The following is a 16,415-nucleotide window of genomic DNA, read 5'->3' as shown; positions in this document are numbered from 1 at the left end:
CGTTCTCCCGTTTAGCGATGCGTTTGGCGCAGGCGCGCCTGCCAGAAGGATAGGGCGAGGGCCACCACCAGAATCACGCCGACCAGCGCGTCCTTCACCAGATAATTGAGCCCCATCAGGTTCAGGCCGTTATCAATAATGGCAAGGAACAGCACGCCGCCGAGGGTGCCGAGGATGCTGACCCGGCCCAGACGGGTAAAGGCAGTGCCGATAAATACTGCCGCAATGGCGTCCATCAGGTAAGACTGCCCGGCCAGCGGGGTAAACTGCCGCAGGTTGGCGGAGAGGATCACCCCGCCGACGGCGCAGAGCGCCGAGGCGGCCACCAGCACGCCGAGCATGGTCAGGCGATCGCGGATCCCGGCGATACGCGCCGCTTCGCTGTTCTGACCGATGGCGCGGACATATTTGCCCCACAGGGTGCGCTCGGTAACCAGCCAGGCCGCCAGCCACAGCGCCAGCACGATCGCTACCGGCGTGGGGATCCCGCCAAGGTTGCCCACCGCCAGGTCGTGATACTCCGGAGCCATCCGCCGATAGGCTATCGCGCCGCCGCCGTCGGTATAGATGCGCTCGGCGCTGCTGGCGATAAACCAGGTGCCGAGCGTGGCGAGGAAAGGACGGATCCGGCAGATGAGGATCAGAAAGGCATTGAGCAGGCCAATCAGCACGCCGCCGAGCAGAGCGCAGCCCACCGCGGCCTGCCACGGCAGATGCCAGGTTTTCAGGGCGACGAGGGCGAAGGCGGCGCCGAAATCGAGCGCGACGCCCACCGACAGATCAATCGCCCCGGCGCTGACGATCAGGGTCATCGCCATCGCCACAATCAGCAGGATCGCGCTGCCCTGCAGCAGGTTGGCCCAGTTATCCACGGTTAAAAATACCGGATTCGCCCAGCCAAACAGGGCGATGGCCAGCAGGATGATGACGCCAAATCCGGCCCGCGACAGCCAGGCCAGCGGGCTGCTGGCCGTCTGTTCCGCCGACGCAGAGGTTTTCAGGGTGATTTGACTCATGCCTCGCCTCCTTTGTGTCTGACCGCCGAGGCCGCCAGCACCACCAGGATCAGGCCGCCTTTAATGGCGCCCATCCAGAAGATATTGACCCCCAGCAGGCCGAGCCCGTTAGAGAGGGCGTTGACCAGGATTGCCCCCAGCAGCGCGCCCCAGATGGTGACCACCCGACGGCGCGAGAAGGCGGCGCCGATAAAGGTCGCCAGCACGGTCTCCAGCAGCAGCGGCGTGGCCGTCCCGCTGGAGCTGCCGGAGCCCTGGCTGAGCAGCGGCAGAATAGCCAGCCCGGCGGCAATGCCCGCTAACAGCCAGACCAGCAGGGTCAAGCGGCGCACGTTCAGGCCGCTCATCTGCGCCATATCGCGATTGCCGCCCACCGCCTGCACATGCTGGCCGAAGCGGGAGTGGTGGAGCAGGAACTGGAACAGGATAAACACCCCCAGCAGGTAGACCAGCGGCCAGGGCAGGCCCAGCACGCTGTTGTCGCGAAAGGCGACCATCAGCGGATCGCTGACCGCGATGCGCCGCTGGCCGGTCAACAGATCTGTCAGGCCGGTAAACGCCACCGAGGTCGAGAGGGTGGCCAGCAGCGGCGGCAGGCCGGCCGCCAGCACCAGCAAGCCGTTGATCGCCCCGCACAGCAGGCAAACCGCCGCCAGTAGCGCCAGCAGCAGGAGATACGGCGTGTGCCATTCGGCCAGCCCGAGGCTGAGCAGCGCGACGCCGAGCACCGCCGTCGCCGGCAGGGAGAGGTCGATGCCGCCGGAGACCACGTCATCTCCGCCCACGGCGATAACGCAGACCAGGCCGAAACAAAGGATTGCCAGCGGAACGCTCTGGACCAGCATCAGGCTGATATTTTGCCAGCTGAGAAAGTAGGGCGACTGTACGCTCAGCCATACCAGCAGCGCCAGAAACAGGATCAGGGGAAATTTTTCAATCAGCGTCGCCAGGCCCGGACGGCCGCGACGCTGGATAGCAGTACTCATGGTGAAGGCTCCTGTCCGCCGTTGATCGCCACCAGTAGGGCGTCCAGCGTTAGCCCGCGGGTGGGCAGATTGGCCGCCAGCGCGCCGCGCCAGAGGACCAGGATCCGGTCGCATAGTCCGAGCAGTTCGGGGGCGTCGCTGGAGGAGACCAGCACCGCCCGTCCTTGATCGGCCAGCTGGCGCGTACGTTGATAAATATCCCGGCGGGCGCCGATATCGACCCCCAGGGTGGGTTCATCGAGAATAAACAGCCGGGCATCGGTCCCCAGCCAGCGGGCGAGGATCGCTTTTTGCTGGTTGCCGCCGCTCATGTAGCGTACCGGCAGCCCCGGGCGTCCCGGGCGGATTGCCAGCTGTTCTATCCAGTCGCGCGCTTTCTGCTCGGCGATACCCCGCCGCTCCCAGCCAAAGGTGGCGGTCTCCGGCAGCGAGGCGAGATTAATATTGTCGGCGGTGGTGAAGGGCAGGATCAGCCCCTGATGGCGGCGGTCGCGTGGCACCAGCGCCATGCCGGCGCGGATCGCCTGCTTCGGCGTACGAATGCGCCGCGGCCGGCCCTCGAGGTGGATGGTGCCGCGTTCCGCCGGGCGTAAGCCGTAGAGTAAGTCGACCAGCACATCGCGTCCGGCGCCCAGCAGGCCGGCGACGCCGACGATTTCGCCCGGCTGAATATCAAAAGAAAGATCCTGCAGCTGCCGCCCGTCGCTCAGCTGGCGCACCGAGAGCAGCGGGGTTGCCCCATTGTCTGCCGCCGGGCGCTGGCGCGGAGTATACAGCTGGTCGATTTCCCGGCCGACCATCATGGCGATCAGCGCCTCGGTATTCTGCAGCAGGTCGCGGTCCGGGTAACCGACCACTTCCCCGTTGCGCAGCACGGTGCCGCGGTCGCAGAGGGTGGCTATCTCATTGAGGTAGTGGGAAATATACAGAATGGCAATGCCCTGGTCGCGCAGGCGCAGGATGGCGGAGGAGACCAGACTGGCCTCCTGCGCCTCCAGGGGGGCGGTGGGTTCGTCGAACACCACCAGCCGCGCCGCGCCGTCGATCAGCGCGCGGGCAATCTGCACCAGCTTGCGCTCGGCCAGGCTCAGGTCGCGCACCAACCGTTCGGGGTCGATCGCCAGCTGCCAGTTTTGCTGGAAAAATTGCGCCGTGGCGGCCTTCATCCGTCGGCGATCCAGCGCCCCCCAGCGGGTGCGATACTCCTGGCCCAGAAACACCGATTCCGCGACGGTAAAGTGCGGGATCAGGTTCAGCTCCTGGTGGATAACGCGGATGCCGGCGGCTTCGATGGCTGCCGGATTGCCAAGGGGCAGCGGGTGACCGTCGAGGGTGGCGCTGCCACTGTCGGCCTGATAGACACCGGCGAGGATCTTGATCAGCGTCGATTTACCGGCGCCGTTCTCGCCAATCAGGCCATGAATCTCCCCCTGATTGAGGCGCAGGGTAACCGCATTAAGCGCGGTGACGCTGGCAAAACGTTTACCGATCTGCTCCATGACCAGACCAGCGGCGGGGCGTTCCCCGCCAGGATGTTGATTAATCACTGCAGCTCGCCGTATCCCAACTGTTTATACACCGCTTTCGCTTCCTGCGGACCTTTCACCGGAACCACCGGAATAAAGGTTTGCACCGGTAGTTTCTGGCCGGCAAAGTAGCGGGCCACGTTGTCAGCCGAGGTCTGGCCGATCAGATGCGGCTGCTGCGCGACGTTAGCCACGAACGGGCTGCCGGGCTCCGCCATGATCTCCAGGGTCTCCGGACCGGCGTCGATGGCCGTCACTTTCACGTCTTTATCGCGACCGGTCTCTTCCAGCGCCTGGACGATGCCGATGGCCGGTTGATCCCAGCAGGCGACATGGATGGCGTCCAGTTTGCCTTTCGGATACTGGCTGAGTAATTCGAGGGTTTTCTTGCGCGCGTCTTCCGGCGAGTTGGCGAACTGTTCCGCGAGCTCGGGCTGGATAATATGAATATCCGGATAATCCTTAAGGACATATTTCCACTGATCGTAGCGAATTCCGCAAATACGCAGCGCGCTGGAGAAGGCGTTAAATACGGCGACGTTGCCTTTGCCGCCTAATTCATCCGCCATGTAGCGGCCGATGGTTGAGCCTAAGGTGTAGTTATCGGAAGTAGTATTGTTGACCGAATATTGAGAAACATGATCCACGGTAAATACCGGGATACCGGCATCACGCAATGCTTTAAATTTTGGTTCGACGGCGCTATCGCCGAGAATACTAATTACCGCGTCCACCTTGCGTGACAGTAAAATATCGTGGTTATTGGCATGCACCTGATTATCGCGGCCGCCATCGACGCCAATGACGTTGCCCCCCAGCTTCTCCACCTCCTCTGTCGCGCCTTTAAAGGCCTCGCGATCCCAGAAATGCTGAGTGCCGACCACGGCAACGCCAATGGTTTTTCCCTGTAAGGAGAGGGCGTCTGCGGCAGCGACGCTCAGCGAGGCAAGGGAAAGCAGTCCCAGCGCGGCAGGCAATAATTTTCTTTTCTGCGACATTGTTATTATGATCCTGTGATGAAGGTGGTTGCGGACCGGTAGCATGACAAGAAGCACCTCGCCACCTCAAATAAAAAATAAGTCTAAGTTATGCCAGGAATGTTATATCGCAGAAACGTCAGAGAAAAAGTTTATTTTGTCATGAGGAACCTGAAAATATTTCATGATGGCGGATAGACCTTTTTATTTTGTGGTTTTATTTTTGACTTATTCCGTGTTTATTTAGCGGATAAAGACAATTTTCTTAATATTGTGAGTGCATGGGAAATACGGCGTCTACAGAGAAAAAAAGAAGATTGCGCGGGCTAAAGCTTTTTTTAGCAGAGCAATGTCTGGCCGGGTAAGGATTATTACCCTATTTCCCCGCTTTATTGTAATGAACCTTAAGCTGAGAAGAACGCGGGCGCTATGAAGAAACAGCATAATTATACGGTGATGCACTGGGGAACCTGGCAGGTGGAGAGCCGTGAGGGCGAGATCGTGGCGGTTAAGCCGGTGCCCTGGGATAAAAATCCCTCACGCATCGGCCAGTCGCTTCCCGACGCGGTGACCAGCCAAACGCGCATTCGCCGTCCGGCGGTGCGCGCCGGCTATCTCCAGCACGGGCCGGCGTCACGAGAAGGGCGAGGTAAAGAGCCCTTTGTCGAAGTCAGCTGGGAGGTGGCCCTGGACCTGCTGGCGCGCGAGCTGCGCTCGGTCAAGGCGCGCTGCGGCAATGAGGCGATCTACGGCGGCTCCTACGGCTGGGCCAGCGCTGGACGCTTTCACCATGCGCAGAGCCAGCTGCACCGGTTTCTCAAGGGCTTTGGCGGGTACACCGCCAGCACCAATACCTATAGCAGCGCCGCGGGCGAGCGTATTCTGCCGCATATTCTCGGGCCGCTGAGCCCGCTGCACCGGCAGCATACCCATTTTTCCGAGCTGGCCCGGGAGTGTCAGCTGTTTGTCGCCATTGGTGGTCTGCCGCTGCGCAATGCCCAAGTCAACGGCGGCGGCGCCAATGACCATATGCTCCAGTACTGGCTGGATAAGATGCAGGCCAACGGCACGCGGTTTATCAATATCAGTCCGGTGCGCAATGACCTCAGCGCGGTGCCCGACGCCGAGTGGCTGGCCATTCGGCCGGGCACCGATACCGCACTGCTGCTGGCCCTGAGCTATGTGCTGATCGCTGAGTCCCTTTACGACCAGGCGTTTGTTGCCAGCCATACCGTCGGGTTTGCCCCCTATCGCGCTTATCTGTTGGGCGAGCACGATGGCGTAGCGAAAACCCCGGCGTGGGCGGCGGCGATTACCGGCCTGGACGCCCAGCGCATCGCCGACCTGGCGCGGGAGATGGCCCGCCACCGGACGATGGTGAATATCTCCTGGTCTATCCAGCGCGCCCGTCAAGGGGAGCAGGCCTACTGGGCGACGGTGGCCCTGACCGCGCTGCTGGGACAGCTCGGCACCCCGGGCGGCGGCCTCGGGTTTGGCTACGCCTGCACCAACCTGGCGGGCGCGGTGCGAAAAGCGTTTTCCGGCCCACGCTTACCCGCCGGGGAGAATGCGGTGGACAGCGTTATCCCGGTGGCGCGGCTGTCCGATATGCTGCTGCACCCGGGAGAAACCTATGAGTTCGACGGTCAGCAGCGGCGCTATCCCGATATCCGTTTAGTCTACTGGGCGGGAGGCAATGCGTTTCATCATCATCAGGACATCAACCGACTGTGCGAGGCCTGGCGCCGCCCGGAGACGGTGGTGGTGCATGAGCAGTACTGGACCGCGCAGGCCAAATTCTCCGATATCGTTCTGCCGGCCACCACCTCGCTGGAGCGAGAGGATATCGGCAGCGGCGGTCACGACGGGTTTATGATCGCCATGAGCGCGCAGATCCCGCCGGTGGGCGAAGCGCGTGACGATTACGCTATTTTCTGCGATCTCGCCGATCGGCTGGGATTCGGAGAAGCGTTCAGCGAAGGGCGTGACGCCGGGCAGTGGCTGCGTCATCTCTATGAGGAGTCAAGACCGCGGGCGCAGGAGGAGGGTATTGCGCTGCCCTCGTTCGATGACTTCTGGCAGCAAGGGGTGCTGGAATACAGCGCGCCGGAGCGGCCGCAAATTTTTCTCGCCGATTTTCGCGCCGATCCGCAGCGCTATCCGCTCTCCACCCCCTCCGGCAAAATTGAACTCTTTTCCGCCACCGTCGCCGGGTTTGGCTATCGCGAATGTCCTGGCCATCCGTGGTGGGATGAACAGGAGGCCGCCCGGCAGCGACAGGAGGCGGCGCGGTGGCCGCTTCATCTGCTCTCCAGTCAGCCGCGCGCCCGCCTGCACAGTCAGTACGACCACGGCAGCGTCAGCCGGGCGACGAAAGTTCAGGGACGCGAGCCGCTGTGGATGCATCCGAGCGATGCGCAGGCAAGGGATATCCGCGAAGGCAGCGTGGTGAAAGTCTATAACGACCGCGGGGCGATTCTGGCGGGGGTGCACCTGAGCGAGCAGATTTTGCCCGGCGTGGTACAGATGTCCACCGGCGCCTGGTATGACCCGCTGGATCCGAAGGAAGAACGGTCGCTCGATAAGCACGGTAATCCCAACGTATTAACCGAGGATCGCGGCAGTTCGCGCCTGGGGCAGGGCTGTAGCGCCCAGAGCTGTTGGGTGGAGATCGCCCCGTGGCGTGAGGAACTGCCGCCGATCACCGCCTTTGATCCGCCGAAGTTTATTGAAGTTTAGGCGTTGGCGCTCGCCGGCGGCGGGGCGGGTAGCCCGGAGAAGGCGCGGTATGCGCCGCCTCCGGCAAAGCCCGCGCCTGGCGGTTTAAGACTGACGACAGTTTGACGTTACGCCAGCCGCGGGTAGGCGCTGGCGATATCGTCGCCGGTAAACTGGGCGATCCAGCCTTCCGGGTTATCAAAAATGCGAATGGCGGTGAAGTTCGGTTCTGATCCCATATCAAACCAGTGCGGAGTGTGGGCGGGAACCGAAATCAGATCGTTCTTTTCGCACAGCACCTGGAACACCTCGTCGCCAATGTGCAGGCAAAACAGGCCAGCGCCCTCGACAAAAAACCGCACCTCGTCTTCGCCATGGGTGTGCTCGTTCAGGAACTTTTCCCGCAGCGCCTCTTTTTGCGGGTTATCGGCGCGCAGGCTGATGACGTCCCAGCTCTGGTAGCCCTTTTCGGCGACCAGTTTATCAATCGCATGCTGATAGGCGGCAATCACCGTTTCCGGGCTGGGATTTGCGCCGAGGTCGCGGTCGGCCTGCCAGCGCTCGAAACGGACGCCTTTGGCGTTAAGTTGATCCTGAATCGCTTTGGCGTCGGTGCTGTGCCAGACCGGCGTTTGCGGATCGGTCACGGAAAAAAGAGTTAATGCGCTCATGCTGGGATCTGCTCCGGATGAATGTCGTCAAAACGCTGAACCTGAGGATGGTGGCTCGCCGGGTCGCGGTCGCCGCGAACCAGCTGCACAGTGCGCAAACCCGCGGCCTCGGCGGCATCAAGTTCCTGATGGATATCCGACAGGAACAGGATGGTGCCAGGGGCATGGCCCAGGTGTTCAGCAATGTTACGGTAGGACTGCACCTCACGTTTGGCGCCTACCAGGGTATCGAAATAGCCCGTGAACAGATGAGTAATATCACCTTCATCGCTGTAGCCAAATAACAATTTCTGCGCAGCCACCGAGCCTGAGGAATATACATACAGATCAATACCCTGCGCTTTCCATTGCTCCAGCGCCGGCAGTACGTCCGGGTAGAGATGGCCGGTAAAGTCGCCGTTGAGATAGCCGTCGCGCCAGATGATCCCCTGCAGCGCCTTCAGCGCCGTGGATTTACGGTCTTCATCCATAAAGGCGAAGAGGGTAGTGATAAGGTCGGCGGTGCTGGCGGCGGGGGCGTCTGTTTCGCGGCGCAGGTTGTCGAGAATGGTTTTGACCGGTTCAGCGTGCTGCTGAGCGGTCACAAAGCCGGCCAGTCGTTCGCGGGCGTAGGGGAACAGCACGTTATGCACGAAGCGGATATCGCTGGTGGTGCCTTCTATGTCGGTCACGATGGCGCGGATCATGGTTTCTCCAGAGTGGGCGTAGCGTGGAATAACATTAGCATTTAGACGTCTAAGCGTCTTGATTGCCAAATATTAACATCGTGTTATAGTGGCTTCAACAACAGCATTACAATCGGTATAAAAAGAATGAACAATAACCCCTTGATTCCAGAGAGTAAACTTCCTGCGCTCGGCACCACGATTTTTACCCAGATGAGCGCCCTGGCCCAGCAGCATCAGGCCATAAACCTGTCCCAGGGCTTTCCCGATTTTGACGGCCCGCGCTATCTGCAGGAGCGTCTGGCGTACCACGTGGCGCAGGGGGCGAATCAGTACGCCCCGATGACCGGCGTGCCGGCGCTGCGCGAGGCGATCGCCGGGAAGACGGCGGAGCTGTATGGTTACCAGCCCGACGTTAACAGCGAGATCACGGTCACCGCCGGCGCGACGGAGGCCCTGTATGCGGCGATCACCGCCCTGGTGCGCCGCGGCGACGAGGTGATCTGTTTCGATCCTAGCTATGACAGCTACGCCCCCGCGGTGGCGCTGGCCGGCGGCGAGTTACGTCGTATTGCGCTGCAGCCGCCGCATTTTCGCGTCGACTGGCGGCAATTTGCCGCCGCCCTGAGCGAGAAAACCCGGCTGGTGATCCTCAACACCCCGCACAACCCTTCGGCCACCGTCTGGCAGCGCGAGGATTTTGCCGCCCTGTGGCAGGCGATCGCCGCACGCGAGATCTATGTCCTGAGCGATGAAGTCTATGAGCATATCTGCTTTGCTGAGGGCGGCCACGCCAGCGTACTGGCGCATCCCCAGCTGCGCGAGCGGGCGGTGGCGGTCTCTTCGTTTGGCAAAACCTTTCATATGACCGGCTGGAAGGTCGGCTACTGCGTGGCCCCGGCGGCCATCAGCGCCGAACTGCGCAAGGTGCACCAGTATCTGACCTTCTCGGTGAATACCCCGGCGCAGCTGGCGATCGCCGACATGCTGCGCGAAGCGCCGGAGCATTATCGTGAGCTGCCGGCGTTTTATCGGGAACGTCGCGATCTGTTTATTGAAGCGCTGCGTCCCAGCCGGCTGGAAATCCTGCCCTGTGAAGGGACCTATTTCCTGCTGGCGGACTACAGCGCCATCTCCGATCTTGACGATTTCAGCTTCTGCCGCTGGTTGACCACTGAGATCGGCGTGGCGGCGATCCCGCTCTCCGTCTTCTGCGCCGATCCGTTCCCGCACAAGCTGATCCGCTTGTGCTTCGCCAAACAGCCGGCGACTCTGCTGGCTGCGGCGGCGCGTTTGTGCCAGCTGTAGTTACTTAATCGTCCACGCCTGGGAGAACTGGCGGCCGGCGAACATCTCTGTCAGGCCGCTAATTTGCTTCAGACGCAGCACTTCATCGGCATCCATCCCCAGCTCTTTGCCGATTTTCTGCGGCGTCCAGCCGAGCTGGGTCAGCTCGCGGACGATCTCTGACATGGCGTGGATTTGGTGGCGACCGCGCGCCCGGTTATGGCGTATGGTCGCTGCCATCAGCCCGTCACGCGAGGCAGCTTCACTCGTCAGGCAGGTCACCGGCAAATAGCCTTTTAGCGTTTTTTTCAGCGCGGCTTTGCTGCAGGCCAGCTCATGGCGGTGAAAACCATCGACAATCGTATACGCCTGTGGGCGTTGCTGGATGACGACGACCGGCTGGGTAAAGCCGTCGGCCTCCAGCGACGTTTGCAGCAGACGCTTCTCCGGCGGCGCCACGTTATTCGGGTTGTAATCGTTGGGGGCGACCAGCTCCTGTTTGACCCACAGCACGCAGTCGACGGGCTGCGAGCGGAAGGGGCTGTAGTGGTGGAGCACCTGGCGAAACGCGTTGATAGCCTCAATGCGCGCCTCGTCATCCAGCTTTTGCAGGTAAGCTTCCAGCGCCTGCGTCAGTTGTTGTTGCATAAAATCCCCCATTGTTGGCGATGTTTTTCCATGCGTTTACGGTAGCGCTGATAGTGGCTGCTTTTGGTTGGGCTAAACGAAAGCTGACGGCACCAGTAATCGTTATTGAGCAGTACTTTGCAGACTCGCCGCCAGGATGGGATATCTTTGGTGCCAATGTCCGCAGGTTGGGTATCCGGAATATCCTCCATACCTTTTTTCTGGTACCAGCGCAGGTAGACGGCGATTTTATTGCGGTAGTGCTCGGCGGTGGTTTCCGGCATGCTGTCGAGCAGGAACAGGGCGTAGCTTTTCCACGTCAGGTGGTCGGGCTTGTCGATTTTCCGATGACCGTAGAACTGATTATCATGCCCGGCATAGACCCCGCCGCTGTGCGCGCCGCTCACTCGCTGGCACATCGCGGCCCAGCGCTCAGGTTCCAGCACGTGATACAGCCACAGCCCCTGGCGCTGCTCGGGACCAAACGGTTCGCAAATGCGCATATAGCGCAGCGGCACCCCGGCCTGATACATCAGATCGTACAACGGGTTATAGGGCTCGCCGCTTTTGGCAAACCAGGTCCAGATATCGGCGGTTTTCCAGTCATAGAGCGGGTAGATGTACCAGGCGTGGCCGCCCGGCGCTGAAGTGGTCCATGGTTTATCGTCGGCGAAGCGCTGTTTACGCTGTGAAGAAATCGTCATAAAGCGATTTAGCGATTCGTCGGCGCGAATGCCCACCAGCACGGCGGCGGGACGACGCTGCGAAAACCACTCGGCGAAGTGGCTGACGAAGGCTTCAAAGCTCATTCCGGGTTGATAAAATGAAAAATAGCCCGGGTGGGTAATGGCCCAGGGCGGCGGCTGGCGTACCCACTCGGTTCCGGGCTCCCAGCATTGCCATTGCGGCTTATACTGCGTCAGGGCATTTTGGGTGGTGAGCGGCAGGGCGACCCAGTAAAAGGTTTCGATGACATCCGCATACAGCGCACGCAGTTTTTCACAGTGGGCGATGGTGCAGGAGAACTGCGCTTCCCAGTCAATAAACAACACGCAGATTTTTTTCCCCTGTAACCGCGCCGCCTGGGCGGTTAAATGCAGCATAACGGTGGAGTCTTTTCCCCCGGAAAAAGAGACACAGATGCGCGAAAAATTATCCATGACCCACTGGATCCGCTGCTCAGTTGCTTGCAGCACCGATTCCGGTAAGGGATATTTAATAAACGACATGACCATTAATCCTTTAATAGTAGAAAATTCCCGTTAGCTCAGTATAAACGATGAGGGGTAGGAAATTAATGGTCGATTATTGTTTCTGGCAGCGGGGGAACAGAAGGGCGTTATTCGCTGTGATTAAATTGGGGCTGTGATGCCTCTCGATCATTCATTAATATGGTGATTAATTCAGTTAAAAAATGATTTTGCGAAGATGCATGGTGGTAATTAATGTAGATCGTGATATCCGGAAAAAGATTATCTATGTTGATGGCGTGAAGCTGCATAGTGGGTGAGATAAAGTCATATAAATAGGAAGGCAAAAAGCCAATTAAGTCGGTTTTATTAATCATGTTAAGAATGGTCATAAAAGAGTCGCTGCGAAAGGCAATATTGCGCGGATTCAGCCAGGCGATGCTGCTTTGCTGCACGCGCTGAATAACGGGATCGTTGGTAATATAGTGAGTGAAAAACTCCTGCGCCAGTGACTCTACCGAGGTAAGCGTTTCGCGTCGCGGATGGCCCGCCCGGCAAACCGCCAGCGTCTGCACCGTCTGATAGGGCTGACAGATCGTGGCGCGGTTGGTAATGGGCATGCGGGTGAACACCAGGTCCGCCTGGCGATACGCCAGCAGCTCCTCAGCCGATTCGGTGGTGGTCAGGTTATGGTGCTCAATTTGCAAGTTCGCCTGATGACAGAGCTGGTTAATCATAACGTGGCTATTGACTGAACAGAACAGCGGGGGGCCATATATCACAATACGTTTACGCAGTTCTGAGCGATTATTAAGATTGATGGTTTTTTCCAGCTGCTCCAGATTTTGCTGTAGATGATAATGAAGATTGACGCAGGCGGTGGTGGGCGTCATTCCTTTGCCAACACGAACAAATAGCGGATCGTTTAACTGCTGGCGCAGACGCTGCAACGACTGACTCACCGCTGAGGGGGTGATAAATAACATCGCCGCCGCTTTGCTGATACTCAAATGTTGATAGATACATTCGAAAATAACCAATAAATTCAAATCGAACTTTTTCAGATCGTAAAGATTTGCCATTAATGCAGTCCTGTTTATTACCGGTGCGGATTATAATATTCTTAATGATAATGTTTTGTGGCTTAATATTTGCGGTGTGAATTTAATTATTGGCAAATACAGTTAAGTTCTGCTTAATATATCTTATCGTCGACGGTGGCGCCAGCGGTCGCTTCCGCCAGGCGCCATTGCGGGATGGAATTACTCTTTTTCACCCATCATAATATGCAGTTTCTCTTTATCCGGTAGGCCGACCACCTGCTGCAGCATATTATCTTTATTCATATAATAAATCGCCGGCGTCACGTTGGCTCCCAGATCGTCCATCAGCTGCTGGTTGACGTTGAGCATTTTCATTTTCTCCGGCGGAATTGCTTTCGGGATCGTCAGAGCCATTTTCCCATTCGATTGCTCGTAATCATGCCAGGTTTTCGCCGGATCGCTGCTGGCGAGAATCGCCGCGGCGGTGGCCGGGCTCTCCGGCTTAATCACCCCCACCAGCAGAGTGCGGATCTGCACTTTACCGGCCTCTACCCAGGGGCGGGATTGCTGCCAGAACTGCTTGCAGTAGGGACAGAAGGGATCGGCAAAGACATACAGCACGATAGGGGCGTCCTTGCGACCATCCTGCAGCCAGTGTGCGCTGGCCATCTTCTTCCACATCTCTTGTCCCGCCGGGGTATAGAGTTCTTTCTGAAACAGCTGCTCGCTGAGGTTGCTGCCGTTCTCATCATACATATAGCCGGAGATCGCGTGTTTACCATCCGGCGTTAGGTAGATGGCGACCCCCATGTCCTGGTATTTGCCCAGCCAGCCTTTCATTCCCCCCGGCGCCTCAAAGGGTTTTATAATGGTAATGCCCTGTTTTTCAATCGCTTTTACCGGAGCGGGGAGTTCCTCCGCATGGCTGCATAACGGCAAAAGGCTGAGTAACAGCAGACGCTTTAACATAAGTATTCCTTGTAAAATCAGCAGGAAAGGGCAAAACGATTGTCGAACCTATCACAGTCATAGGCAAGATCAGCAGAATGACGGATTGCCCTTTGCTGGCGTGGGTGATGTAATCCTGGATGCTGTTACATTAAGGTAATGTAGAGCGCAACACATAGCCAGTCTGACTGGCGCTGAACCTACCCTCGGGTATTTCAGGTAACGGGGCCGCCTGAAAAGGTGGCCTTTTTACTTTTGTCGCGGCAAATGATGCGAAAAACAGCGATTAGCGCTGAACGCGTCGACAGGTTCACAGAGTTGTCTTGTTCCGGTTGTTAGATAACGCTTATTGATTCGATAATGTAAACGCATTGGTCGGGTCAGGAAAAATTCGTTAACTTAGACCTCAACGAAAACACGGAGGAAGTATAGATGTCCTTAATTAACACCAAAATCAAACCGTTCAAAAACCAGGCATTCAAAAATGGTGAATTCATCGAAGTCACCGAGAAAGACACCGAAGGCCGCTGGAGCGTCTTCTTCTTCTATCCGGCTGACTTCACCTTCGTCTGCCCGACCGAACTGGGCGACGTGGCTGACCATTACGAAGAACTGCAGAAGCTGGGCGTAGACGTTTACTCTGTGTCTACCGATACCCACTTCACCCACAAAGCGTGGCACAGCAGTTCTGAAACCATCGCCAAAATCAAATATGCGATGATCGGCGACCCGACTGGCGCCCTGACCCGTAACTTCGACAACATGCGTGAAGATGAAGGTCTGGCTGACCGCGCTACCTTCGTCGTTGACCCGCAGGGTATCATCCAGGCGATCGAAGTTACCGCTGAAGGTATCGGCCGTGATGCGTCTGACCTGCTGCGTAAAATCAAAGCGGCGCAGTACGTTGCTTCTCACCCAGGCGAAGTCTGCCCGGCGAAATGGAAAGAAGGCGAAGCGACGCTGGCTCCTTCTTTAGATCTGGTTGGTAAGATCTAAGTCTGTTTGTGCCCGGCGGCGCTACGCTTGCACGGGCCTACAACATCGTAGGCCGGGTAAACGGCGTGCCACCCGGCAATCAATGGGCGCTTTCGCGCCCATTTTATTCCAACACCATGATGCAAGCGCATTCAGGCAGCCTGACGAGGCCGCTTGCATGATGATGTTTTAAGCCCAGGAGATAACAATGCTCGACACCAACATGAAAACCCAGCTCAAGGCCTACCTTGAGAAGCTGACCAAGCCTGTTGAGCTGATTGCCACGCTGGATGACAGCGCTAAATCGGCAGAAATCAAGGAACTGTTGGCTGAAATCGCTGAACTGTCAGACAAAGTCACCTTTAAAGAAGACAACACGCTCGCGGTACGTAAGCCCTCGTTCCTGATTACTAACCCAGGTTCCGACCAGGGGCCGCGTTTTGCGGGCTCGCCGCTGGGCCACGAGTTTACCTCGCTGGTGCTGGCGCTGCTGTGGACCGGCGGTCATCCGTCGAAAGAGGCCCAGTCGCTGCTGGAGCAGATCCGCGATATTGATGGCGATTTCGAATTCGAAACCTACTATTCGCTCTCCTGTCATAACTGCCCGGACGTGGTCCAGGCCCTGAACCTGATGGCGGTGCTCAACCCGCGCATCAAACACACGGCGATTGACGGCGGGACCTTCCAGAATGAGATCACCGAGCGTAACGTCATGGGCGTGCCAGCGGTGTTCATGAACGGTCAGGAGTTTGGTCAGGGACGGATGACGCTGACTGAAATCGTCGCCAAAGTGGATACCGGTGCGGAAAAACGCGCAGCGGAAGAGCTGAATCAGCGTGACGCTTACGATGTACTGATCGTTGGCTCCGGCCCGTCCGGCGCGGCGGCGGCGGTCTACTCTGCACGTAAAGGGATTCGTACCGGCCTGATGGGCGAACGCTTCGGCGGTCAGGTGCTGGATACCGTGGATATCGAAAACTATATTTCGGTGCCGAAAACCGAAGGCCAGAAGTTGGCAGGCGCGCTGAAAGCGCACGTCAATGACTATAACGTCGACGTGATCGACTCCCAGAGTGCGACCAAACTGACGCCGGCGGCGACAGAGGGCGGCCTGCATCAGATCGAAACCGCCTCCGGCGCGGTGCTCAAGGCGCGTAGCGTCATCATCGCCACCGGGGCGAAATGGCGCAATATGAACGTGCCGGGCGAAGAACAGTATCGCACCAAGGGCGTGACCTACTGCCCTCACTGCGATGGTCCGCTGTTTAAGGGCAAACGCGTAGCGGTAATCGGCGGCGGGAACTCCGGCGTGGAAGCCGCCATTGACCTGGCGGGCGTCGTAGAGCACGTAACCCTGCTGGAGTTTGCCCCAGAGATGAAAGCCGACCAGGTGTTGCAGGATAAAGTCCGCAGCCTGAAGAATGTCGACATCATTCTTAATGCGCAGACCACGGAAGTGAAAGGCGATGGCAGCAAAGTCACCGGTCTGCAGTATCGTGACCGGGTGAGCGGTGATGAGCATCATATCGCGCTGGCGGGGATCTTCGTCCAGATTGGCCTGCTGCCTAACACCACCTGGCTGGAAGGCGCCGTTGAGCGCAACCGCATGGGCGAGATCATCATCGATGCGAAGTGCGAAACCAACGTCAAAGGCGTGTTCGCCGCGGGCGATTGCACCACCGTGCCGTACAAACAGATTATTATCGCGGCAGGGGAAGGGGCAAAAGCGTCGCTGAGCGCTTTCGACTACCTGATCCGCACGAAAACCGCATAACAAGTCAGACAA

General features: G+C 58.5%; 14 protein-coding genes. 4 read left to right on the top strand and 10 right to left on the bottom strand.

Annotated features, from left to right (window positions below; genetic code table 11):
• Window positions 1-11: 11 nt before the first annotated feature.
• Genes KB890_RS07240 through KB890_RS07225 form a run of 4 tightly spaced genes read right to left on the bottom strand, consistent with a single transcriptional unit; the run spans window position 12 to window position 4,526 of the window.
• Window positions 12-1,016 (bottom strand): ABC transporter permease, encoded by a 1,005-nt coding sequence (locus tag KB890_RS07240; protein WP_004223619.1) that lies wholly within the window; start codon window positions 1,014-1,016, stop codon window positions 12-14.
• On the bottom strand, window positions 1,013-2,002 hold the full coding sequence (locus KB890_RS07235; protein ID WP_004147555.1) for an ABC transporter permease: 990 nt from the start codon (window positions 2,000-2,002) through the stop codon (window positions 1,013-1,015). Before KB890_RS07235 ends, KB890_RS07240 begins: the two co-directional genes overlap by 4 nt.
• Complete coding sequence (locus tag KB890_RS07230) at window positions 1,999-3,501, bottom strand: sugar ABC transporter ATP-binding protein (RefSeq protein ID WP_020806184.1); 1,503 nt, start codon at window positions 3,499-3,501, stop codon at window positions 1,999-2,001. The genes KB890_RS07235 and KB890_RS07230 overlap by 4 nt, the downstream gene beginning before the upstream one ends.
• 44 nt (window positions 3,502-3,545) lie before the next feature.
• Window positions 3,546-4,526 carry a sugar ABC transporter substrate-binding protein gene (locus KB890_RS07225; protein ID WP_020324566.1) on the bottom strand — a complete coding sequence of 327 codons (981 nt, stop codon included), beginning with the start codon at window positions 4,524-4,526 and terminating at the stop codon, window positions 3,546-3,548.
• A gap of 408 nt (window positions 4,527-4,934) precedes the next feature.
• Here KB890_RS07225 and KB890_RS07220 point away from each other — a divergent pair, with 408 nt between their 5' ends.
• Window positions 4,935-7,244, top strand: coding sequence for a molybdopterin-dependent oxidoreductase (locus KB890_RS07220; protein ID WP_020324570.1), 2,310 nt, complete (start codon window positions 4,935-4,937; stop codon window positions 7,242-7,244).
• 107 nt (window positions 7,245-7,351) lie between these two features.
• Here the strand turns inward: KB890_RS07220 and KB890_RS07215 are convergent, their stop codons facing one another.
• The gene (locus tag KB890_RS07215) at window positions 7,352-7,894 is read right to left on the bottom strand and encodes a 1,2-dihydroxy-3-keto-5-methylthiopentene dioxygenase (protein ID WP_002894357.1); all 543 of its coding nucleotides are present in this window, start codon (window positions 7,892-7,894) and stop codon (window positions 7,352-7,354) included.
• A complete protein-coding gene (mtnC, locus tag KB890_RS07210; protein WP_004179015.1) occupies window positions 7,891-8,580 on the bottom strand; it encodes an acireductone synthase in 690 nt (229 codons plus the stop codon). Before mtnC ends, KB890_RS07215 begins: the two co-directional genes overlap by 4 nt.
• Before the next feature lie 141 nt (window positions 8,581-8,721).
• On the opposite strand from mtnC, the gene KB890_RS07205 reads away from it, so the two are divergent.
• The gene (locus tag KB890_RS07205; protein WP_020324565.1) at window positions 8,722-9,867 is read left to right on the top strand and encodes a pyridoxal phosphate-dependent aminotransferase; all 1,146 of its coding nucleotides are present in this window, start codon (window positions 8,722-8,724) and stop codon (window positions 9,865-9,867) included.
• On the opposite strand, the gene KB890_RS07200 is transcribed toward KB890_RS07205, so the two are convergent.
• From KB890_RS07200 to dsbG, 4 genes are all read right to left on the bottom strand, one after another.
• Window positions 9,868-10,494 (bottom strand): IbrB-like domain-containing protein, encoded by a 627-nt coding sequence (locus KB890_RS07200; RefSeq protein ID WP_004151651.1) that lies wholly within the window; start codon window positions 10,492-10,494, stop codon window positions 9,868-9,870.
• Window positions 10,479-11,702 carry a phosphoadenosine phosphosulfate reductase gene (locus tag KB890_RS07195; RefSeq protein WP_002894369.1) on the bottom strand — a complete coding sequence of 408 codons (1,224 nt, stop codon included), beginning with the start codon at window positions 11,700-11,702 and terminating at the stop codon, window positions 10,479-10,481. The genes KB890_RS07200 and KB890_RS07195 overlap by 16 nt, the downstream gene beginning before the upstream one ends.
• 110 nt (window positions 11,703-11,812) lie before the next feature.
• On the bottom strand, window positions 11,813-12,745 hold the full coding sequence (citR, locus tag KB890_RS07190) for a DNA-binding transcriptional repressor CitR (RefSeq protein WP_004147565.1): 933 nt from the start codon (window positions 12,743-12,745) through the stop codon (window positions 11,813-11,815).
• Between the two features lie 180 nt (window positions 12,746-12,925).
• Entirely contained in the window at window positions 12,926-13,675 is a 750-nt protein-coding gene (gene dsbG / locus KB890_RS07185) for a thiol:disulfide interchange protein DsbG (protein ID WP_002894375.1), read from the bottom strand.
• Between the two features lie 411 nt (window positions 13,676-14,086).
• Here dsbG and ahpC point away from each other — a divergent pair, with 411 nt between their 5' ends.
• Window positions 14,087-14,650 (top strand): alkyl hydroperoxide reductase subunit C, encoded by a 564-nt coding sequence (ahpC, locus tag KB890_RS07180; protein WP_002894394.1) that lies wholly within the window; start codon window positions 14,087-14,089, stop codon window positions 14,648-14,650.
• Window positions 14,651-14,837: 187 nt separating this feature from the next.
• Complete coding sequence (gene ahpF, locus KB890_RS07175) at window positions 14,838-16,403, top strand: alkyl hydroperoxide reductase subunit F (RefSeq protein ID WP_004179017.1); 1,566 nt, start codon at window positions 14,838-14,840, stop codon at window positions 16,401-16,403.
• Window positions 16,404-16,415: the final 12 nt, after the last annotated feature.

The organism is Klebsiella sp. P1954, from assembly GCF_018199955.1.
Classification (GTDB): Bacteria; Pseudomonadota; Gammaproteobacteria; order Enterobacterales; family Enterobacteriaceae; genus Klebsiella; species Klebsiella pneumoniae.
The sequence above is the reverse complement of the archived record's forward strand: the minus strand, read 5'-3'. Positions and strand labels throughout refer to the sequence as shown.